17 protein-coding genes and 1 pseudogene are annotated in these 20,149 nt (G+C 63.2%); 14 read left to right on the top strand and 4 right to left on the bottom strand.

What is annotated here, in order from left to right; all coding sequences use genetic code 11:
- Positions 1-141: 141 nt before the first annotated feature.
- The 9 genes and pseudogenes from kdsA to Q0741_RS27925 all read left to right on the top strand — a co-directional run bounded on the left by kdsA (position 142) and on the right by Q0741_RS27925 (position 10,001).
- Positions 142-966: a 3-deoxy-8-phosphooctulonate synthase gene (gene kdsA, locus Q0741_RS27960; protein ID WP_298236469.1), complete on the top strand. Its 825-nt coding sequence runs from the start codon at positions 142-144 to the stop codon at positions 964-966.
- Positions 966-1,676: pseudogene (gene kdsB / locus Q0741_RS28945) on the top strand (3-deoxy-manno-octulosonate cytidylyltransferase); the annotation flags it as partial. The gene kdsA and the pseudogene kdsB, both read left to right, overlap by 1 nt.
- The gene (locus Q0741_RS28940; protein WP_367184197.1) at positions 1,677-2,246 is read left to right on the top strand and encodes a KdsC family phosphatase; all 570 of its coding nucleotides are present in this window, start codon (positions 1,677-1,679) and stop codon (positions 2,244-2,246) included. It begins immediately after the preceding pseudogene.
- Between the two features lie 31 nt (positions 2,247-2,277).
- The gene (locus Q0741_RS27950) at positions 2,278-3,225 is read left to right on the top strand and encodes a KpsF/GutQ family sugar-phosphate isomerase (RefSeq protein ID WP_298236467.1); all 948 of its coding nucleotides are present in this window, start codon (positions 2,278-2,280) and stop codon (positions 3,223-3,225) included.
- Between the two features lie 299 nt (positions 3,226-3,524).
- A complete protein-coding gene (locus tag Q0741_RS27945) occupies positions 3,525-4,586 on the top strand; it encodes a glycosyltransferase family 4 protein (protein ID WP_298236466.1) in 1,062 nt (353 codons plus the stop codon).
- On the top strand, positions 4,583-6,106 hold the full coding sequence (locus Q0741_RS27940) for a hypothetical protein (protein ID WP_298236465.1): 1,524 nt from the start codon (positions 4,583-4,585) through the stop codon (positions 6,104-6,106). The genes Q0741_RS27945 and Q0741_RS27940 overlap by 4 nt, the downstream gene beginning before the upstream one ends.
- Before the next feature lie 179 nt (positions 6,107-6,285).
- A complete protein-coding gene (locus tag Q0741_RS27935) occupies positions 6,286-7,776 on the top strand; it encodes a hypothetical protein (RefSeq protein WP_298236464.1) in 1,491 nt (496 codons plus the stop codon).
- 480 nt (positions 7,777-8,256) lie between these two features.
- Positions 8,257-9,006 carry a GDSL-type esterase/lipase family protein gene (locus Q0741_RS27930; RefSeq protein WP_298236463.1) on the top strand — a complete coding sequence of 250 codons (750 nt, stop codon included), beginning with the start codon at positions 8,257-8,259 and terminating at the stop codon, positions 9,004-9,006.
- 65 nt (positions 9,007-9,071) lie between these two features.
- Complete coding sequence (locus Q0741_RS27925) at positions 9,072-10,001, top strand: CatB-related O-acetyltransferase (protein ID WP_298236462.1); 930 nt, start codon at positions 9,072-9,074, stop codon at positions 9,999-10,001.
- Here the strand turns inward: Q0741_RS27925 and Q0741_RS27920 are convergent.
- On the bottom strand, positions 9,990-10,892 hold the full coding sequence (locus Q0741_RS27920) for an acyltransferase (protein WP_298236461.1): 903 nt from the start codon (positions 10,890-10,892) through the stop codon (positions 9,990-9,992). The two genes, Q0741_RS27925 and Q0741_RS27920, sit on opposite strands and share 12 nt — an antisense overlap.
- 361 nt (positions 10,893-11,253) lie before the next feature.
- Between Q0741_RS27920 and Q0741_RS27915 the strand changes: the two genes are divergently transcribed.
- The 3 genes from Q0741_RS27915 (at position 11,254) to Q0741_RS27905 (ending at position 15,921) form a co-directional block, all read left to right on the top strand.
- Entirely contained in the window at positions 11,254-13,281 is a 2,028-nt protein-coding gene (locus Q0741_RS27915) for a capsular polysaccharide biosynthesis protein (RefSeq protein WP_298236460.1), read from the top strand.
- Between the two features lie 217 nt (positions 13,282-13,498).
- Entirely contained in the window at positions 13,499-14,905 is a 1,407-nt protein-coding gene (locus tag Q0741_RS27910; RefSeq protein WP_298236459.1) for a capsular biosynthesis protein, read from the top strand.
- A gap of 131 nt (positions 14,906-15,036) precedes the next feature.
- Entirely contained in the window at positions 15,037-15,921 is an 885-nt protein-coding gene (locus Q0741_RS27905) for a DUF2189 domain-containing protein (RefSeq protein WP_298236458.1), read from the top strand.
- Here Q0741_RS27905 and Q0741_RS27900 read toward each other — a convergent pair.
- Together Q0741_RS27900 and Q0741_RS27895 are read right to left on the bottom strand one after the other, a co-directional pair.
- Positions 15,885-16,340 carry a GNAT family N-acetyltransferase gene (locus tag Q0741_RS27900; RefSeq protein WP_298236482.1) on the bottom strand — a complete coding sequence of 152 codons (456 nt, stop codon included), beginning with the start codon at positions 16,338-16,340 and terminating at the stop codon, positions 15,885-15,887. The genes Q0741_RS27905 and Q0741_RS27900 overlap by 37 nt on opposite strands.
- 119 nt (positions 16,341-16,459) lie before the next feature.
- Positions 16,460-17,449: a quinone oxidoreductase gene (locus Q0741_RS27895; RefSeq protein WP_298236457.1), complete on the bottom strand. Its 990-nt coding sequence runs from the start codon at positions 17,447-17,449 to the stop codon at positions 16,460-16,462.
- A 65-nt stretch (positions 17,450-17,514) separates the two neighbouring features.
- On the opposite strand from Q0741_RS27895, the gene Q0741_RS27890 reads away from it, so the two are divergent.
- Positions 17,515-17,868 carry a DUF2007 domain-containing protein gene (locus Q0741_RS27890; protein WP_367184193.1) on the top strand — a complete coding sequence of 118 codons (354 nt, stop codon included), beginning with the start codon at positions 17,515-17,517 and terminating at the stop codon, positions 17,866-17,868.
- Positions 17,865-18,779, top strand: a complete 915-nt coding sequence (locus Q0741_RS27885) for a DMT family transporter (protein WP_298236456.1) — start codon at positions 17,865-17,867, stop codon at positions 18,777-18,779. Before Q0741_RS27890 ends, Q0741_RS27885 begins: the two co-directional genes overlap by 4 nt.
- A gap of 41 nt (positions 18,780-18,820) precedes the next feature.
- Here Q0741_RS27885 and Q0741_RS27880 read toward each other — a convergent pair whose 3' ends face one another.
- Positions 18,821-20,149 (bottom strand): HlyD family type I secretion periplasmic adaptor subunit, encoded by a 1,329-nt coding sequence (locus Q0741_RS27880; RefSeq protein ID WP_298236455.1) that lies wholly within the window; start codon positions 20,147-20,149, stop codon positions 18,821-18,823.

The raw sequence follows: 20,149 nt of genomic DNA, 5'->3' as shown, positions 1-20,149 counted from the left end.
TGAGGGAAAATCCGCCTGGTCCATAAGTCCGTGCCGTTCACCCCTGGGCTCATACCCGGGCTGGCGGCTCCATGCCCACAGGTTAAGTCCGCGACAAAACCTTCCGCGGCGACCGGGGCCAACTGATCCTGGAACACGTTCATGACCAAGTCCATTCTTCCGCCCGGCGGGCTGCTGTTCATCGTCGGTCCTTGCGCCATCGAATCCCGCTCTTTCGCACTGGAAACCGCGGAGGAACTCAAGGGCATTTTTGACAAGGCCGGTTTGCCTTTTGTTTACAAATCCTCGTTCGACAAGGCCAACCGCAGCTCGGCGTCGAGCTTCCGCGGCGTGGGCATGGACCAGGGCCTGTCGATCCTGGCCGAGGTGCGCGAGAAGTTCGGCGTCCCGGTGCTGACCGACGTGCACGAGGCCGAACAGGCCAAGCCGGTGGCGGAGGTGGTGGACATCCTGCAGACGCCCGCCTTCCTGTGCCGCCAGACCGACTTCATCGCGGCGGTGGCGCGCGCGGGCAAGCCGGTGAACTTCAAGAAGGGCCAGTTCCTCGCGCCCTGGGACATGAAGAACGTGGTGGCCAAGGCGCGCGCGGCCGCGCGCGAGGCCGGCGTGCCTGACGACCACTTCATGGTGTGCGAGCGCGGCACCTCGTTCGGCTACGGCAACCTGGTGGTGGACATGCGCGGCCTGCAGGTGATGGCCGAGACCGCCGGCGCGCCGGTGATCTTCGACGCCACGCACTCGGTGCAGCTGCCCGGTGCGCAAGGCACGTCCAGCGGCGGCGAGCGCAAGTACGTGCCGCACCTGGCGCGCGCGGCGGTGGCCACCGGTGCCGTCTCGGGCCTGTTCATGGAAGCCCACCCGGAGCCCGAGAAGGCCCCGTGCGACGGCCCGAACATGCTGCCCTTCAGCGACCTGCCCAAGTTGCTCAAGCAACTCACCACCATCCACTCGGCGGTGCAGGCCTGATGCGCGCGGTCATCGTCATTCCGGCGCGCTACGGCTCCTCGCGCCTGCCCGGCAAGCCGCTGGCGGACCTGTGGGGCAAGCCGATGATCCAGCACGTCTGGGAACGCTGCCTGGAGATCGAGGGCGCCAGCGACGTGCTGGTGGCCACCGACGACGAGCGCGTGGCCGCGGCGGTGCGGGACTTTGGCGGCCGGGTGGAGATGACCTCCAGCGGGCATCCCACCGGCACGGACCGCCTGGTGGAAGTGATGCAGCGCGTGGACGGCGACGTGTTCGTCAACGTGCAGGGCGACGAGCCCCTGGTGCGTCCGGGCGACGTGGCCAAGCTCATCGCGGGGCTGCGCGCCGATGCCGCGGTACAGGTGGGCACGCTGTGCCATCCGCTGCCCGCGGCGGAAGCCACCAACCCCAACACCGTCAAGGTGGTGCTGGCGGACAACGGCGACGCGCTGTACTTCAGCCGCGCCCCCATTCCCTACCCGCGCGACGGCGGCGACACGGCACGCTATCTCAAGCACGTGGGCGTGTACGCCTACCGGCGCGAGGTGCTGGCCAGCTACGCGACGCTGCGCCAGCCGATGATGGAGCGCGCCGAGCAACTGGAGCAGCTGCGGCTGCTGGCCGCCGGACTGCGCATTCGGGCCTGGGTGGTGGAGCCCACCGGGCCGGGCGTGGACACGCCAGCGTGCCTGGAGCGCGTGCGTGCGCTCATGGCCGGCCAGCCCGAGCCGCAAACCCTGGAGCAGCGCCTGGCGCAGGTGCGGCTGCTGATCACGGACGTGGACGGCGTGCTCACCGACGGCGGGCTGTTCTACGACGCGCACGGCGAGGCGCTCAAGCGCTTCCACGTGCGCGACGGCCTGGGCATGCGGTTGCTGGAGGAAAGCGGCGTGCGCGTGGCGGTGCTGTCCGGGCGTGACTCGCCGGTGCTGCGCAAGCGCGTGGCGGACCTGGGCGTGTCGCTGCACCAGTTCGGCGTGAAGGACAAGGCCGCGGCCTGCGCGGCGCTGATGGACCAGGCCGGCGTGACGGCACAGCAGACGGCGTGCATTGGTGACGACAGCATCGACCTGCCGGCCTTTGCCGCGTGCGGGCTGTCGTTCGCCGTGGCCGATGCCCCGGCTTACGTGCAACGCGCGGCCACCGGGGTGCTCAAGCTCGGCGGCGGCCAGGGCGCGCTGCGCGAGCTGGCCGACGCGATCCTGCAGGCGCAGGGCAAGGAACGTGTGGCGACTTCGGCGAGCGGGTACGCCGAGCTCATGCACCGCATGGCGCAGTGACTCCATCCGAAATCAGTCTGGAGAAGTAGCAATGACAACGAATGTGACCGAGATCGCCCGTCAGGTGATCGACATCGAGCGCCAGGCACTGGCCGACATGGCACAGCGGCTCGACACGGAGTTCGCCAAGGCGGTGGACATCGTGATGAGCACGCGCGGCCGGGTGGTCGTGGTGGGCATGGGCAAGTCCGGGATCATCGGCAAGAAGATCGCCGCCACGCTGGCCTCCACGGGAACGGTGTCGTTCTCGGTGCATCCGGGCGAGGCCTTCCACGGTGACCTGGGGATGATCCGGCCGATGGACGTGGTGCTGATGATCTCCAACAGCGGCGAGACCGAGGAGCTGGTGCGGCTGCTGCCCTTCATGCAGCACCAGCAGAACAAGGTCATCGCCATGACGGGCAAGGCCAACTCGACGCTGGCGCGCCACGCCGACGTGGTGCTGGACGTGTCGGTGTCGCGCGAGGCCTGCAACAACAACCTTGCGCCCACGAGCTCCACCACGGCGACGCTGGTGATGGGCGACGCGCTGGCGGTGGCGCTGTCCACGGTGCGCGGCTTTCAGCCCGAGGACTTCGCGCGCTTCCACCCGGGCGGCAGCCTGGGGCGGCGACTGCTCACGCGCGTGCGCGACGTGATGCACAAGGACAACCTGCCGCTGTGCTCGCCGAACATGGGTTTCCGTGACGTGGTGCACCTGATCACGACGGGCCGGCTGGGCCTGGCGCTGGTGGTGGACGACGACGGGCTGCGCGGCGTGATCACGGACGGCGACATCCGCCGCGCCTTCGACCGCCACGACAACCCGATGGGCCTGCAGGCGCACGACATGATGACGATGCACCCGGCATGGATCGGCCCGGACGAGCGCTTCGGCGTGGCCGAGGAGCGCATGCGCGAGCTCAAGATCAATTCGCTGGTCGTCTGCGAACCCGAGGGACACGTGGTGGGCGTGCTGCAGATTTACGACATTGCCTAAGGGCAGGCTACAATAAGCAACGGTCGTTGACATCAACATTTATAGGACTGCATATCAATCTGAACCAGATATATACCAATCCGGTATGAACTAGCGGTACAGGCATGAACGCAATACAGCCTTACCGCTCTCCTTGTCGGCTTGGCCCACGTCCTTAAATACTCGACACCACGGATAGATCGACACGAGTCTTGCAATACTTTCTCGGTCTTCTTGTCCGCGCGAGTTTGATGCGGTTGTCACAAAATAGGCTGGCAGTCAACCACGTTCTTACCAAGCGCATAAACCAGATATTCAACATGAAAAGTGACGGCTACTTGATCAACCATGTGATGTCGAAAGACGTCGAAAGCGGAATATTTTCCGCAATCATGAAATACTTCAAGGAATACAGTCCGAACTGGGTCAGACATGAGGTGTCCATACTGCCAATAGAAGGCGCTGCCATTCATCACTACCATAGACCGCACCTTGAAAAAAAATTAGTGAGCAATAGCGTCTGCACGGTACACCATGATTTGGATGATCCGGACGTATGGCACAGCAAGCCACGATTCCTGCCGCGCTACATGGAAGCCGCTGGCGTCATATGCCTGAATCAGACTCAGAAGCAAATCCTATACGCCGATGGAATTGCTGAGGATCAACTGTACGTGGTGCCTCATGGCTACAACGATAAGGTGCTTCGACTGCGCAGCAATATCAACACGGGCGCTGCTTCAGACAAAGTCAACCTAGGCATCGCTTCCCGCAGATATGCAAGACGGGTCAAGGGAGAAGCATATCTTTCTGAACTGGTCAAGCGGCTCGACCCGGATCTTTTCAGCTTCACCTTCGTAGGACAAGACAGGAGCATTGACGCAATTGCGTTTCGGCGCTTGGGTTTTGAAGTCACTGTATTTGAGCGCCTTCCTTATCGCGTTTTTCAAAGCTATTACGAGGCCATCGATGCGCTGCTGATGTGTAGCAGCCATGAAGGAGGCCCAGCCAACATTCCTGAAGCAATTGCTACCGGAACACCCGTGCTCTCATCTCCTATCGGAATGGCTAAAGATCTTATTCGCCACGGGCATAACGGAATGTTCTTGACACTGGATCCGCAGACGGATGCGGACATGATTAACTCTCTTTGTGAGGACAATCGAGCCAGTTTAAATGCATTAAAGCGGCGCAGCCTATCGAAAGCCAGCAGTGCGCTAACTTGGCGTCAATCCGTTGAAGGCAATTTGCGCGCCTACTCCAACATTCTTGGCACAGACTTGCTAAAGCCGCCCACAATCGAATCTGAAAACTTCGACAGGGAAATATCTATAAAAAATGAAAGCAGCGCTCTTGAACCCGAAGCAATGGTGGCGGCATGACCAGCAAAATTTCCATTTTTATTCCCGACAATCTGCACATTAACCAGAAAAATTTTACTTCCTTCCACAAGTTTCTGGAAAAAAGCGGAGCAAGCGCTCATTTCGAAACAGAGCGCAAAGACTGGATTGCCTTGTATGGCAACTATGAGTCAAAGGCGTCTGTTCTTTATGAGCGCTACCGCGTACTGTCACACCTGAGTTCCCCGGTGTTATTCAAATACACCGTCAAAGGTGTAAACCTCTTCAAAGCTGCCCGAGCTGAGACGCTCGCACTTGTCTCCACCAGCAGTACTTGGTATGACAATGCTTACCCTGACTCCGCCAAAGCCATTTTTGAAAAACTATATCAAAACAACAGAGCAATCTTATTGCAAAACATGGCAGCCGCCTGGGACTGGCTGGACTTTTGGTCCTCCCGCCTCGCAAGCCAACCCGTTCACACACACGCCTGTATCTTCTCTGGCTCGTTAATCTATCAGCGATCGCTGATGGAATATTTGCGACTCACACCGACCAAAGTATTGGTCATGGAAAGCTTCTTCACAGGCAATGATTACTATTGCGAAGAAAAATACGAACCGATCGCAAACAATTGCAGTATTCGCCACAAAGCGGTTTTCAATTCCTTGGGAGGGTACGATTCTGAGGATGTACATGAACGCGAACGCACCAAAGCCATCAACAAAATATTGTTGAGAGAAAATAAGAACGTTCAGCAACCGGAACAAGCTGCGCCAATTAAGTTCACAGATCCCAATGCGCCAGTCGTTGCCATTCTGGGACAGGTTGTAAACGATTTTTCTTTACTTGAATACAAGCAGCTTGGCCTTGCTTCCATCGCTTTCTACAAGAATCTAATTCTTGAGCTAACGCGCGCGGGGCTTAATGTTGTCTTCAAGGCCCATCCCTGGGAAGAGAAAAAAATCAACATCCGTCATTCGTTGACTCGTGACGTTATTGCCGATTATGTGAGGTCTCTGCCTGAAACCTTACAAAATCGCATCGCAATTGTCGATCACTACCCGCTCAAGGCCTTGTTTGAAGAGTGCACATTCGTCACGGGACTAAACTCTCAAGGCCTGTTGGAAGCGGCTTTCGAGGGACTGAAGCCTGTGCAGTTCGGAAACGCGTTCTTTGGCCAAAAAGGCTTCACGCATGACTACCTACTGCACGACATCAGTAGATTCGTCAGCGATATTAGCGCAGGAAATATTCAAGGCACTTTAACACTTAGCGAGTTCCGTCGCTTTGAGGAATTCTCAACCCGACTATTGCAGCGTCAGCTTGTCTCCGTACACGACTCCGGTGTATCTCGATTAACGGAATTATTCTCACTGCCCGCCCACATTGGGCTTGTGAAAGGCAAACCCAAGCAGGCGGCAGCGAACGCTGCAAATGGCATCAGCGCCCCTGCAAAAACAGAATCCAAAGCCAAGGCAAAGAAAGCCACAACTGCACTCTTAAATGACGCCGTCAAAGCAAAAAACAATATCAAAGAAGCCATAACGCCTTCGGCGTAGGTTTCGCGAAACAACATCAAAGCAGTGGTCGCAACAAATTCGGCAATAGAACCTGGAAATGTTGCGACCACCCAATTTAATCAGCAGCAACGCAAATGAGCAGCAGAGCCGACCCTCATGCTTGTGGGCATTTGTTATTTGCTGGCTGACATTAACAATCAATCAATACTCTTGAATTTATGGAAACAGTTCTCGACGATGTCAAAGGTATTGTAGCCAACAATGAACAGGTAGTTTTTGGAAAAACGGTGCTTTATGTGCCATTTGACAGAGATAATAGTTCGCGACAGCTTTTGATTGTAATGAGCGCACACAATCAAGGCGGTAAATATATGGCACTCCGCTCTTTCCTGGAGAACCAAATATGCGATTTGTTGTTTATCACCGACCCCAATAATTCTTGGTATCTTGATGATGATTTTGGCGAAACATATCAAAAAGTGATTAAGCACTTCTCTTCTCGATATGAAGAAGGTTCCGTATGTTTTTTTGGATCGTCAATGTCAGGATATGGCGCCATTTATCATGCGTTGCAAATCAATGCTAATGCAATAGCTTCCAACCCTCAAATTAACCTGAACATTAGCAAGGATTATGCCTGGGATGAGTTGAGATTGCATATTGAGGAGCTGGGTAGGCGCCATGTCAACCTTGATGAAGTTGCCGCCAAATTGTGGCGCGATTCTGCAATTTATTTGATCCATGGTCACGACGATATTGACACAATTAATGCGGACCTGTTCTTGAGGTCAGCCCCACCAAACAAGAAAATAATTATTCAGACGCTGGATCTGGATACTCACGTTATGTTTTTTGGAAAGAAAGTGACCTATGTATATGAGGCAATGGATCTCTTAGGGAGGTTCCGAGATCGACTCGATCTTAAGAAAGTAATCAGCGAATTGATGCCAGAAGATAAAACCAATAAACGACAAAGAAGAATGGAAAGAGCATTGGTCAACATTGCTGACCCGTTTCATTCATTGAAATCAACCGGTGAGGAGGTGCTTTGGCAATACAGATATTTGCACGAAGCACCAGGCAGGCAAGTCTTTTTTTCTAATGTTGGTTTTTACGCCAATGGCTCCCTCACGGGAGCCTATTGTTTCTATGATGGCGAGCGCTGGAGACTGGTATCTCCCCGTCCGACGATAAATGATAATTTAATGGCTCAAAGCCACTGTGAAACGAGAGGCGTCTTGTCTCAAATTGGAAATAATGGTCTTATCAATGATAAATGGTGGATCAGAAATGATAAGGAGTCGGAGATTGATGTGGAAGGCTCAAATAGTGAATTTACTTTGAATCTTCGACTGGTTAATTCTAGGAATATTTTTATTAATTCGTCTTTGAGTCTGAGCGCGGAGTGCTGCAGATCGTTGCACGGAAAATACATGACGCTTTCTGCCGAGATGTTCGTGAGCATCGGGGAGGCTTACCTGACCCTTGGCGGGTATGGGGATTCCGGGTATCACCATAGAAACTCTGGTAAATGCGAACCAGGCGTGTGGAAGAGCATGTTTGTCTGTGAGCAGTTCTTGTCGATAGATTCAGATCATAAAGACGCGGTGTTCGTCAGGGCCAATTTTGCATCTGACGGCAAACCGAAAATGGTACGCCTGCGCAACATTAGATTGAATGTTGGATACTTCCCAATGGGATTGGATTGATGGCTGCCGTACATAGTTCTGAATTTTGCTTGAATCTAGATTTGAGCGCCATTTAGGATCCTCTGCATAAAGCGTTTTTCAACAGTGACATCCTTACAGCCCAAGCAGTTACAAGCGCCGTGGCGCCGAGATTTCGCTTAATGCAAACCATTTTTAAAGAGAAAACACAGCAGAATCCTTAGTAAACCGTGCTCCCTGCGCCCGCTGGAGCTGGGAGCCGACGAGCCGCCGCTGTTGGTGGTGGTGGTGGTGGTCGATGACTAGGCATCTACGACGACGCCGGGCCCTCGCGCTTGGAGCAGCTGATGCAAAGTCCGCAGTTCGGGAAGCCACCCGTTACTACGGAGTGACAAGGGTGCAATCCACCACGATTAGGTCTACCTTTTCCATGTTTTTCTCTACCAATGCAGGCGGGAGGTCAGATCTGATGGCAGATTCACGCCCTTGGTCAACCGACACAAGCCGTCTCCGTCGTCCCACATGAAGCGTTTGCAGTGCCTGCTCACCTGTATGGCGATGGCTATGGCCATGCACGCCGCAGCCATGGCGGCCGATTGCCCCGTTCCGACGGAAGCGGCAATTTCCGCCCAGCCCGCCATGCGTGCATCGCTGACGGACAAATGGCTCAGCGAGCACCAGGCCATCAACAAGCGCATGGTCGGTTCGCCCAAGGCTGAACTGGTACTCGTTGGCGACAGCCTGCTGGCCCGCTTCCGTGCGGAGCAATTGCCACAGCCATTGAGGCAAAGCGCGCTGCTGAATATCGCCGTCGGCGGCGACCAGACCCAGAACATGCTCTGGCGCCTCGAACACCTGCCGCTCGGCAGCATCGAGCCGCGCGAGGTGGTTCTGCTGGCCGGCACCAACAACCTCAGCCATCGCCTGCCCGCCTGCGACGTGCTGGCGGGCATTGAAAAGCTGGTGGCCACGCTGCGCCAGGCCTGGCCGCGGATGCACCTGACGGTGGTCGGCATTCTCCCTCGCGGAAAATCGCTGCGAGTCCACGAGGCCAGCCGCCGACTGGTCAACGACGGTTTGGCTGCAGCCGCACGCCGCGAAAATTTCACTTTCGTGGATCCGACGGAGGCCTTTCTTTGCAATCGGAGCAATGACTGCGGGTACTACCTGGACGACATGCTGCACCTGACACCCACCGGTTATGAACGGCTCTGGAGCCTTTTGCAGCCGATATTGCAACCTGCCCTGGCACGGCCGGGGCCAGGAAAATAGCGCGTAGAACCATCAGGGCCCGCCATTCATGAATGCCGGCGATGGCCGGCAAGCTGTTGATCTGAATGAAGTTCTTGAAAAACCGGACCCTCCGCAGCATGGCGGCCTATTTGGCCCGCCTGCTACCAAAGGATACGCTTGAACAGAAGCAGGATTTATCCCGCAAGTTGATCGTGATGCAGAAAAAAGCAAGGATGCCCGTGAAAACCGCTACCCCGTCCACCAATGAGCTGGTGAGGTTCTACAAGAACATCGACATTGACCGCAAGGCGCAAATCATTTGTGAAGCGCCCGTGGCGCTGGGCGGAAAAATCCTGATGCGCGGCAGGATCGGGGCCTACACCTACATTCGGGGCGACGGGCGCCTGGCCGGCGTCAAACAGATCGGCCGCTATTGTTCGTTCGCGCCCGGCGTCGTGGCGGGCGACGGTCCGCATCCCCTGGACTGGCTCTCCACCCATCCTTTCCAGTGGGGCGATACCCTGGTGCTGCCCAGGCAGGTCCGGTTATCGACTGATTTCCTGGCGCCCAATAACCAAAAGGACCGCGTCGTGATCGGCAACGACGTGTGGCTGGGCGCCGGATGCATCGTGCTCAAGGGCGTCACCGTCGGCGACGGCGCCGTGGTCGCGGCCGGCGCGGTGGTCACCAAGGACGTGCCGCCTTATGCGGTCGTGGGTGGCGTGCCGGCGCGAATCATCAAGTACAGGTTTCCCGAGCCCATCATCGAGCGGCTGAAAAAGCTGGCCTGGTGGAACTACGAGGCCGAAAGCCTGCTGGGCGTACCGTTCGACAACATCGAAAAGGCGATGGACGAAGTCGAAAAACGAATCGCGAACAGGACGCTGAGGCGCATCGCTCCCAGGCGCTTCCTGGTCACCCACGACAGTGTGCAGGAGATATTGTCTCCGAGCGCTTCCGCGGCACAGGCAAAGGCAACGGAAGATGCGCCGTCAACCGAAGCGCCCGATGCCTCTCCGAACTCAGGCACTTGAGTCATTCGTGGCGCCGGTGCTGGCGCGGTCCGGCGGGTCTTCCAGCTCGGCCTGGGCGCCGGCGGCGCTCTGGTCGCGCCACATGTAAAGCTCGGCCTGGGAGAACTCCGGTTTCACGGCGCGATTCCAGGTGACGCCCCGACGAATCGGTACGGCAGGACTTCCAGCGACCACACACTGGCTTTCCTCAATACTCTTCAAAACCACCGATCCGGCGCCGATGATGCAGTCGTCAGCGATCACGACCCCTTTGGAGACGAACACGTTGGCTGCAATCCACACGTGATTTCCAATGGTTACCGATTTCGGCGTATTGGTTCTCCGGCCGGTCTTCACATCGATGACGGAATGAGCGTCGGTTGTGCGGATTTCAATGCCGCGAGAAAACATGCAATGCTCGCCAATTCTGATGTCGCAATTCTCGGCCGCCAGGAGATAGCATTCCGTGAACGTGGTGAAATTGCCTATGGAAACCGTTTGGGCATTGCCTGATACGCGAATCATGCCACGGATTCTGCATTTCTTCCCCACGATCACGGTGTTGTCGTTCCCGTCAATCTTTATTTTGAGATCATTGGCCGAACTCGATTTTCCAAACTTGACAATATTACCGTCACCTTTGATGGCAATAGTGGTTCGCTTCAGGTCCGCCTCGGCGGTATCGATTTCGTTTCGCTGACCTTCAACGCAAGACTGGGGTTGGGCCGGACCTTGAGGCTGGGACCGGAGTTTGGCTCTGATTTTGGGCTGGGCTTGAATTTGGGATTGGGATTGGGATTGGGGTCTAGCCTTGATTTTGGGCTGGAGTGGAGATACAGAGGCGTCAGATACTTTTAATACAACCTCAGAAGACGCTTTCTTTCGATTTTTCTTGAAAATTCCAAAAACCATGTCTTCTTCCAATCAATGTACGGTGAGGGAGCACTCGCAAGCCGGCTGCAACATGATGTCGAATTCGGCCGCTTGGCGGTGGTTCTTGACAAGGCCTGCAATTACGCTTCCAAAATTGAATTGTTACCGTAGGGGCTATAAAAAGTCGCAATTCCAAATCAAATTTCGTGAAATGCATCACAAATTTGCCACCGAGGCGAAGCCTACTGCAGGATGGGCATTGGCCAGGCAGCATGGAAAGTGAAGATACTGCTCCGGCAGTCTTGAAAGTTCGTTGAACCGTGTCCATTACAGCGCCCCGCAGCGGGTTGACTCGCAATTTCAGGGCCGTGATGGCCGCAGCGGCAAGCATATGGCGCTGGTGAGCAGTGGCCCGTCGGGCGCACAGCCCCTGCGCTGTGCCGTGCTGTCCCTGGGCATGCGTCGGCTGCGCACGCTGGCGTTGTTGCTGGACGATGCCGAGGTGGTGCCGCTGTGGCGCAGCCACGACGTGGACGCGGTGCTGGCCTGGGGCCACAAGCGCGCAGCCGCCCGTGCCGAGGCCTGGGCGGCTTGGCACAAGCGGCCGCTGCTGCGGGTCGAGGATGGTTTCCTGCGCTCGCTGGGGCTGGGAGCCGACGAGCCGCCGCTGTCGGTGGTGGTCGATGACCTGGGCATCTACTACGACGCCGCCAGGCCCTCGCGCCTGGAGCAGTTGGCGCAACGCGTGCACTCCGCTGCCGAGCTCGAGCGCGCGGCGGCCCTGGCACGGCAATGGCGGCAGGCGCGCGTGTCCAAGTACAACCACGCGCGCGAGTCGGCACCGCCCGTGGACGGCCCCTTCGTGCTGGTGGTGGACCAGACCGCCGGGGACGCCTCCATCCGGCACGGCCAGGCCGACGCCGGCAGCTTCGCGCGCATGCTGGAAGCGGCGCTGCGGGAGCATCCGCAACGGCCGGTGCTGCTCAAGGTGCACCCGGACGTGGCGGCCGGGCGCAAGCAGGGGCACTTCCCATCGCTGACGCCGGCGCAGGCCGCGCGCGTGACGGTCCTGGCCGACGCGGCCCATCCTTGCGCGCTGCTGGAGGCCTGCGCGGCCGTCTACACCGTCACCTCGCAACTGGGCTTCGAGGCGCTGCTGTGGGGCAAGCCCGTGCGCTGCTTCGGCATGCCCTTCTATGCCGGCTGGGGCCTGACGCGGGACGAGCTGCCCGCGCCCGCGCGCCGCGCCGCCGCGCCGCCGCGCACCCTGGAAGACCTGGTGCACGCGGCACTGATTGAGTACCCGCGCTACATCGACCCCGACACCGGCCGGCGCTGCGAGGTCGAGCGCCTGCTGGAATGGATGGCCTTGCAGCGCCGCATGCGCTCGCGCTTCGCCCCGGAGATCCATGCGCTGGGCTTCTCGCGCTGGAAGCGCCCCATCGTGGAGGCCTTCCTGGCCGGCAGCCGGGTGCGCTTCGTGAAAGAGCTGTCGCAGGTCCCCGCCGGAGCGACGCTGGCCGTCTGGGGCCGGCGCGCGGTGCCCTCGGCGGACCAGCCGCATGCACCGGCGCAGGTGTTGCGGCTGGAGGACGGCTTCCTGCGCTCCGTGGGCCTGGGCGCGGACCTGGTCTGGCCCCTGTCCTGGGTGGTGGATGCCCAGGGCCTGTACTACGACGCTTCCGCCCCCTCGGGACTGGAGCGGTTGCTGGCCACCACCGAATTCACCCCCGCGCTGCTGGCGCGGGCTGCCGCGCTGCGCGAACGCGTCCTCGCGCTGGGCTTGACCAAGTACAACGTCGGCACGGGGCAGTGGCGCCGTCCCGCGGGACAGGCCCGCGTGATCCTCGTGCCCGGGCAGGTCGAGAGCGACGCCTCCATCACCTACGGCGCGCCCATGCTGCGCACCAACATGGCGCTGCTGCAGGCCGTGCGCCGCTCGGCGCCGGACGCATGGGTGGTCTACAAGCCACATCCCGATGTGCTGGCGCAACTGCGCCGCGCCGGCGTGGACGAGCACGAGGCCCGCCAGCATTGCAACGAGGTGGTCACCGACGTGCCGATGCAGTCGCTGCTGGAAGCCGTGGACGAGGTGCATGTGATGACCTCGCTGACGGGCTTCGAAGCCCTGTTGCGTGGCCGCCACGTGCGGACCTACGGCTGCCCCTTCTATGCCGGCTGGGGCCTGACCGAGGACATGGCGCCCGTTGCGCGCCGCACGCGCCGCCTCACGCTGGATGCGCTGGTGGCCGGGGCGCTGATCCTGTATCCCAGCTACATCGACCGGCAAACACGCCACTTTGTCACGCCTGAGCAGGCCCTAGATGCATTGGCGCGGTGGCGCGTCCAGGACACTGGAACTCGGCGACGCACGCACTGGGCATTGCGCCCGCTACTGCAAATTGCCTCGCTGATCAAGAAAAAATAATAAACGCCTTGCACGAAAAGTAACCCTCTGTATAGGCAGAAGCGGCTGCAAATTTTGCACTTTTCAGGGCAAAACTTAGGGTTATCATGTAAAGATTGCAGTTACTTATCAGCCAGATTTCTGCATTTGGTTGCAGATCACCGTGGAAAAGTAAATGAATCGAACGGGATCGAAGGGGGGAGATGCAGCGAGCACGCTGCCGCTGGGAGCCTCGGCAGTGGAAGCCGTTTCCGCTGCCGCGGCGCCGTCCCTGCCCGCCTCGTTCGATTCCCTGCTGGGCTACTCCAGGACGATGCTGCTGCAGGGCCCCATGGGCCCCTTCTTCCGCCGGTTGGCGGACGTGCTGCGCCAGCAGGGGCAGGAAGTCTGGAAGGTCAACTTCAACGGCGGCGACGCCTTCTTTTTCCGCGGCCCCCAGGCGCTGCAGTTCCGTGAGGACGGCGAGCACTGGCCTGCGTGGCTGGAGCAGCGGCTGCGCGAGCTGCGCATCGATGCCATCGTGCTGTTCGGGCAGAGCCGCGACATCCACCGGCAGGCCATTGCCGTGGCGCGCCGTCTGTGCGTGGCGGTGTACGTGTTCGAGGAAGGCTACCTGCGGCCGAACTACGTGACGCTGGAGCCCGGCGGCGTCAATGCGGCGTCGGCGCTGCCGCGCCAGGCCGAGTTCTACCTGGCGCAGGCGGCGTCGCAGCCCGCACGGCCCACGCCCACACGGCAGCGCTTCCCCCTCATGGCGCTGTACGCCACGCTGTACTCCTGGGCCATGCTGCTGCAGCGCAGCCGCTTTCCCCACCATGAGTACCACCGCCCGCTGCATCCGGTGACGCAGGCGCTGAGCTGGATCCGCGGCGGCGCGCGCAAGCTGTGGTACGGCTGGAGCGAGCGCAACGCGCTGCAGCGGCTGTCCGCGCCGGCCCTGGACCGGCAGTGGTTCCTGGTGCCGCTGCAGGTCCACAACGACAGCCAGATCCATTACCACTCGCCCTACCGCAGCATCCCGGCCGTGATCGAGGAGGTGATGTACTCCTTCGCGCTGCATGCGCCGCGTCACCAGCACCTGGTGTTCAAGCACCATCCCATGGACCGCGCCTATTGCGACTTCGGCCGCTTCATCGCCGACAAGGCGCGGGAGCTGGAGGTCGAAGACCGCGTGCATTACGTGCACGACGTGCACCTGCCCTCGCTGCTCAAGCACGCGCGCGGCGTGGTCACCGTCAACAGCACCTCGGGGCTGCAGGCGCTCTACCACGGCACGCCGGTGCACACGCTGGGCGATTGCCTCTACGACATCCCGGGCCTGGTGCATCAGGGCACCCTGGCCGACTTCTGGCACCAGCCCGGCAGCGTGGACCATGAGCTGTACCTGCGCTTCCGCGCGCACCTGGTGCGCCAGACCCAGCTCAACGCCAGCTTCTACGCCGACACCCCGGCCTTCGAGCAGTTGCAGCGCATGGCCGAGGCCCGCACCGCGTACCTGGCGCACGTCAGGCGCATGGCTCACCGGACCTCCGAGGCGCGTCCCGCCCGGAGCTTCGAGCCCACGGACCGGCCGTCCGCGTCCCCCCCGGCACGGCCCATGGCGGGCCTCCCGGCCACCGAGCGGGCCTACACCAGCAGCGACTGAGCACGGGCGCCGCCGCCTTGTGCCGTGGATCGATGCGCGCGAGCGTGCTTCGCGCGTGAGGGGACTCCCCATGGACTCGGGTCAGGGTCGCCCCTAACCTGCTTCGCACCAGCTCACCTGGAGGAAGCGCCATGGCATCCGAACCGTTCAACCAGGGCTCCGTGCCGTCGCCGGCCGGTACGGCCCCGGCCGCCGCCCCTTCCGAGGGTTCCCAGACCCGGCTGCGCACGCTGCGCTGGTCCGATCCGCTGCACTGGCTGGCCCTGGGCTGGCGCGACTTCACCCGCTGCCCCGGCCTGGGCCTGTTCTACGGCGCCGCCTTCGTGGCCATGGGCTACGCGCTCATGAAGGTGTTCGAGGAGGCGCCGGCCTACGTGCTGGCGCTGTCGGCGGGCTTCCTGCTCGTGGGCCCTTTCCTGTGCCTGGGCCTGTACCAGGCCAGCCGCCACCTGGAGCGCGGCGAGCGGCCCGACCTGGGCGACTCGCTGCTGGCCTGGGATACCCGCACCGGCACGCTGGCCCTGTTCGGCGGCGTGCTGCTGGTGCTGGAGATGATCTGGGGCCGCGCCGCGATGGTGGTGTTCGCCGTCAGCTTCGACGGCATGCCCGATTTCAAGGGCTCGCTGCTGATGCTGGCCGACCCGGAGCACCTGGGCTTCACCGTCACGTACCTGGCCGTGGGCGCCGTCTTCGCCGGGCTGATCTACGGCGTGAGCGTGGTCTCGATCCCGATGATCCTGGACCGCCAGACCGACGCCGTCACTGCCGGCCTCACCAGCCTGCGGCTGTGCCTGACCCAGCCGGGCGTGATGATCTTCTGGGGCGCGCTGATCACGCTGCTGGTCGTGGCCGCGATGCTGCCCTTCTTCGCCGGGCTGCTGGTGGTGGGCCCGTGGCTGGGACACGCTTCCTGGCATGCCTACCGCGGCGCCGTGGAGCCTGAGCCCCAGGCCGCGGCGGTGGCAGCGGCGGCGCCGGATCAGAGCGCCGGCGCGGCGCGCGACATCTCGATGTGAGGGATGTCGTCCTCCAGGTAGGTCTGGCCCTCCGCCCGGAAGCCGTGCGCCTCGTAGAAGCGCTGCAGATGCGCCTGCGCCGAGATGCGCAGGCCATGACCCGGGTGGATGAGCGCGCATTCGCGCAGGCCCTGGGCCACCAGCTCGTGGCCCAGCCCCGTGCCCCGGGTCTCGGGTGAGGTGACCACGCGGCCGATCGAGGCCTCCGTGTACTTCAACCCCGGCGGCACCAGGCGCAACGCCGCCTGCAGCGTCCCCGCCGCGTCGAAGCCCAGCAGGTGCAGGCACTGCGGGTCGGCGCCGTCGGGGTCCAGGTAGACGCAGTTCTGCTCCACCACGAACACCCGCGAGCGCAGCTGCAGCAGCGCGTAGAGCGTCGCGGCGTCCAGGGCCGCGAAGGGCACGCAGCGCCAGCGCAGTTGCGGCCCCTCTCCCGTTCGCCCTGATTCCACCCCCGTTCGCCCCGAGCTTGCCGAAGGGCTGGCAGCCTGATCGAGCGACGGGGCTTCGGCGGGCTCGGCCCGGACGGAAGCGCTACTCATGGCAGCAGCACGCTGCAGCCGGTGGTCAGGCGCGCCTCCAGGTCGCGGTGCGCCTGCGCCGCGTCGGCCAGCGCGTAGCGGCGCTCCACCGGGATCGTCACCGCGCCCGAGGCGACGACCTCGAACAGCTCGTCGGCCATGGCCTGCGTGGCCTCGCGGCTGGCCAGGTGGCTGAACAGCGTCGGCCGCGTCAGGTAGAGCGACTTCTTGGCCAGCAGTCCGATGTCCACCGGCGGCACCGGCCCGGAGGAGGCGCCGAACAGCGCCATCAGCCCGAAGGGCCGCAGGCACTGCAGCGAGCGCTCGAAGGTGTCGCGGCCCACCGAGTCGTACACCACCTTCACGCCCGCGCCGCCGGTGATCTCGTTGACGCGCGCAACGAAATCCTCCTTCGTGTAGTCGATGGCGTGCGCCGCGCCGTTGGCCAGCGCCAGCTCGCACTTGGCGGCCGAGCCGGCCGTGCCGATGAGCTGCAACCCCAGCGCCCGCGCCCACTGGCAGGCGATCAGCCCCACCCCGCCGGCCGCTGCGTGGAACAGCACGTGGTCGCCGGGCTGCAGGCCCTGCGCCGGCAGCGTGCGGCGCAGCAGGTACTGCACCGTCAGGCCCTTGAGCATCATGGCCGCGCCGGTCTCGAAGTCGATGCCGTCGGGCAGTTGCACCACGTGGGCCGCGGGCATCACGCGCGCGGTGCAGTACGCGCCCGGGGGCTGGCTGGCGTAGGCGACGCGGTCGCCGGGCTGCAGGTGCTGCACGCCCGCGCCCACGGCCTCGACGACGCCCGCGCCTTCCATGCCCAGGCCGCCGGGCAGCGGCTGGGCATAGGTGCCGTTGCGGAAGTAGACGTCGATGTAGTTGAGCCCGCACGCCTCGTGGCGGATGCGCACCTCGCCCGGGCCGGGCTGGCCGACGCTGACCGGCTGCAGCTCGAGCACCTCGGGGCCGCCGGTGCGGGTGAAACGAATGGCTTGTTCGGAAGAAGTCACGGGGTCTCCAGGTGATTCGGCCGTGGGAGGCGCCGGCAGCGGGCGCCGCAGCCGGTTATGGTGCCATGTCCAGCAGTCACGCCCGCCCCGGCCCGCCCGTCATGCGCCGCCTCACCACCGCTCCCAATCTCGCCATCGCCACGCTGTGGGCCGATCTCCTGAACCAGTCCGGCGTGCCGGCGCAGGTGCAGCGGGCCTGGGCCAGCAGCATTGCTGGCGAGATCCCGGTGGACCAGGCGCTGCCCGAGGTCTGGGTGCTCGACGACGAGCGGCTGGAGGAGGCGCGCGCGCTGCTGCAGGCGCAGCGCGAGCTGCCCGCGCAGCACTGGCGCTGCCCCGCCTGCGGCGAGCACGTGGACGGCCCCTTCGGCCAGTGCTGGAACTGCGGCGCGCTGCGCCCGCGGGAGGACGCGCGATGACGCGCCTGACGCCGCGCACCGCGCTGCTGCTGACGCTGCCGCCGCTGCTGTGGGCCGGCAACGCGGTGGTGGGCCGGCTGATGGTGGGCAGCGTGCCGCCGCTGACGCTGAACTTCCTGCGCTGGCTGCTGGCCGCGCTGCTGCTGCTGCCGCTGGGCTGGCGCGTGCTGCGCGCGCCGGGCCAGCTTCGCGGGCGCTGGCCCTACCTGCTGCTCACGGGCACGCTGGGCGTGGGCATGTACAACGCGCTGCAGTACCTGGCCCTGGTGAGCTCCACGCCCATCAACGTCACGCTCATCGCCTCCAGCATGCCGGTGTGGATGCTGGCGGTGGGCGCCCTCTTCTACCGCGAGCACCCGGGGCCGCGGCAGCTGCTGGGCGCGCTGTTCTCGCTCACGGGCGTGGTGTTCGTCATCGCGCGCGGCGACCCGCACGCGCTGCTGCAGGTGCGCTTCGTGCGCGGCGACCTGTACGTGATCGTGGCCATCATCGCCTGGGCCTTCTACAGCTGGCTGCTGGCGCGCCCGCCACGCTCCATGAGCGGCGAGTTGCGTCCGCAATGGCACTGGGCCGAGGCGCTGCTGCTGCAGGTGCTGTTCGGGCTGCTGGGCGCGGGCGCGGCCGCCGGCCTGGAGCAGGCCGCGGGCACCCACGCCGTGCGCTGGGACAGCCCCTGGACGCTGGCCGCGCTGCTGTACGTGGCCGTGGGCCCGGCGCTGGTGGCCTACCGCTGCTGGGGCCTGGGCGTGGCCACCGCCGGGCCGGCGCTGGCGGCCTTCTTCAGCAACCTCACGCCGCTGTTCGCGGCGCTGATGTCGGCCGCGGTGCTGGGCGAGCCGCCGCGCTGGTACCACGGCGTGGCCTTCGCGCTGATCGTGGCCGGCATCGTGGTGTCGGGCCGGCGCGGCTGAGGGCGCCGGCGTGTCCCCTTCGGGCACGCCGGCCCGGCGCCTCACTCCGTCAGCGACTGCCGCAGCCGCGCGGTCAGCGGCTCCAGCACGTAGGCCAGGAAGCTGCGCTCGCCCACGCGCACCAGCACGTCCACGGGCATGCCCGCGCGCAGCGGCGAGTTCACCGTGGGCAGCTTGGCGCGCTCGGTGTCGGGGATGGTGATGCGCGCCAGCAGGTACGGCGTGCCCGAGCGCGGGTCCTCCAGCGCGTCGGCCGACACCGTCAGCACGTGGCCGGACAGATCGGGCAGCCGCACGCTGTCGCTGGAGGAGAAGTGCAGCTGCGCCGACTGCCCCGGCTTGAGCTTGTTGGCCATGTTCACCGGCAGCCGCGCCTCCACCAGCAGCGCGTTGTCCTGCGGCACGATCTCCATGAGCTTCTCGCCCGGCGCCGCCACGCCGCCCACGGTGTGCACCGCCAGGCCCACCACCTGGCCGGCCACGGGCGCGCGCACCTCGGTCTGCTGCAGCCCCGTGACCAGCGTGGCCACGCGCGCCTGCAGCGTGGCCTCGTCGTGCACGAGGGTGGCGCGCTCGGTCTCGACGTCGCGCACCTGCTCGCGCCGGCGCCGCTGCAGGCTCGCCGCCGCCTCCTCGATGGCGCGCGAGGTGCGCACGGCATCGGACTCGCTGCGCGCGATGTTGGTCCGCAGCTCGGCGATGGAGCGCTCCAGGTCCAGCAGCCGCAGCTTGGGGTAGTTGCCCTCGGCCACCAATTCCACCAGCGCCTCGTGCTGCTGTTTCATGATGGCCAGCTGCTCGCGGTAGCCCACGGCCATGCGGCGGTGGCTTTCGAGCTCGGCTTCGAGCTGCGCCTTGCCGGCCTGGAGCTGCTCCAGCTCGGCCTGGCGCGCGCCCAGTTGCGCGCGCAGCAGCGCCTGCTGCGCCAGGCCGATGGACTGGAAGCGCGCATCGGCCGGCGCCACCGTCGCGGCCGGCAGGCGGTCGCGGCCCTCGGCCGCGGCGTCCACGCGCGCCAGCGCGGCACGCGCCAGCGCCAGCTGCGCCTGCGCGGCATCGAGCTCGGCCTGCAGCTGGCGCGCATCCAGCTTGAGCAGCAGCTGCCCGGCCTGCACGCTGTCGCCCTCGGCCACCTGCAGCGACTCGATGCGCCCGCCACTGACGTGCTGCACCGCCTTGCGCTGGTCGGCCACGGCCACCATGCCCATGCCGGGCACGGCCTGGTCCAGCGGCGCCCAGGCCGCCCAGGCCAGGAAACCGCCAAAGCCGAGCACGCCCACGCCCAGGCCCATGCGGATCGCCGGCCAGGGATTGCCGTCGCGGCGCACTTGGGAGTGGCGCGACAGCGCGTCGATGAATCGGTTCAACAT

Origin of the sequence: uncultured Azohydromonas sp. (genome assembly GCF_937926365.1) — a bacterium.
Classification (GTDB): Bacteria; Pseudomonadota; Gammaproteobacteria; order Burkholderiales; family Burkholderiaceae_C; genus Azohydromonas.
The sequence above is the reverse complement of the archived record's forward strand: the minus strand, read 5'-3'. Positions and strand labels throughout refer to the sequence as shown.

Coding starts and splice junctions, on each gene's coding strand:
- Q0741_RS27935 (WP_298236464.1), top strand. CDS start 6,286: ATGGAAACAGTTCTCGACGATGTCAAAGGTATTGTAGCCAACAATGAA.
- Q0741_RS27940 (WP_298236465.1), top strand. CDS start 4,583: ATGACCAGCAAAATTTCCATTTTTATTCCCGACAATCTGCACATTAAC.
- Q0741_RS27930 (WP_298236463.1), top strand. CDS start 8,257: ATGAAGCGTTTGCAGTGCCTGCTCACCTGTATGGCGATGGCTATGGCC.
- kdsA (WP_298236469.1), top strand. CDS start 142: ATGACCAAGTCCATTCTTCCGCCCGGCGGGCTGCTGTTCATCGTCGGT.
- Q0741_RS27945 (WP_298236466.1), top strand. CDS start 3,525: ATGAAAAGTGACGGCTACTTGATCAACCATGTGATGTCGAAAGACGTC.
- Q0741_RS28940 (WP_367184197.1), top strand. CDS start 1,677: ATGGCCGGCCAGCCCGAGCCGCAAACCCTGGAGCAGCGCCTGGCGCAG.
- Q0741_RS27885 (WP_298236456.1), top strand. CDS start 17,865: ATGACGCGCCTGACGCCGCGCACCGCGCTGCTGCTGACGCTGCCGCCG.
- Q0741_RS27905 (WP_298236458.1), top strand. CDS start 15,037: ATGGCATCCGAACCGTTCAACCAGGGCTCCGTGCCGTCGCCGGCCGGT.
- Q0741_RS27880 (WP_298236455.1), bottom strand. CDS start 20,149: ATGTTGAACCGATTCATCGACGCGCTGTCGCGCCACTCCCAAGTGCGC.
- Q0741_RS27890 (WP_367184193.1), top strand. CDS start 17,515: ATGTCCAGCAGTCACGCCCGCCCCGGCCCGCCCGTCATGCGCCGCCTC.
- Q0741_RS27925 (WP_298236462.1), top strand. CDS start 9,072: ATGAAGTTCTTGAAAAACCGGACCCTCCGCAGCATGGCGGCCTATTTG.
- Q0741_RS27950 (WP_298236467.1), top strand. CDS start 2,278: ATGACAACGAATGTGACCGAGATCGCCCGTCAGGTGATCGACATCGAG.
- Q0741_RS27920 (WP_298236461.1), bottom strand. CDS start 10,892: ATGGTTTTTGGAATTTTCAAGAAAAATCGAAAGAAAGCGTCTTCTGAG.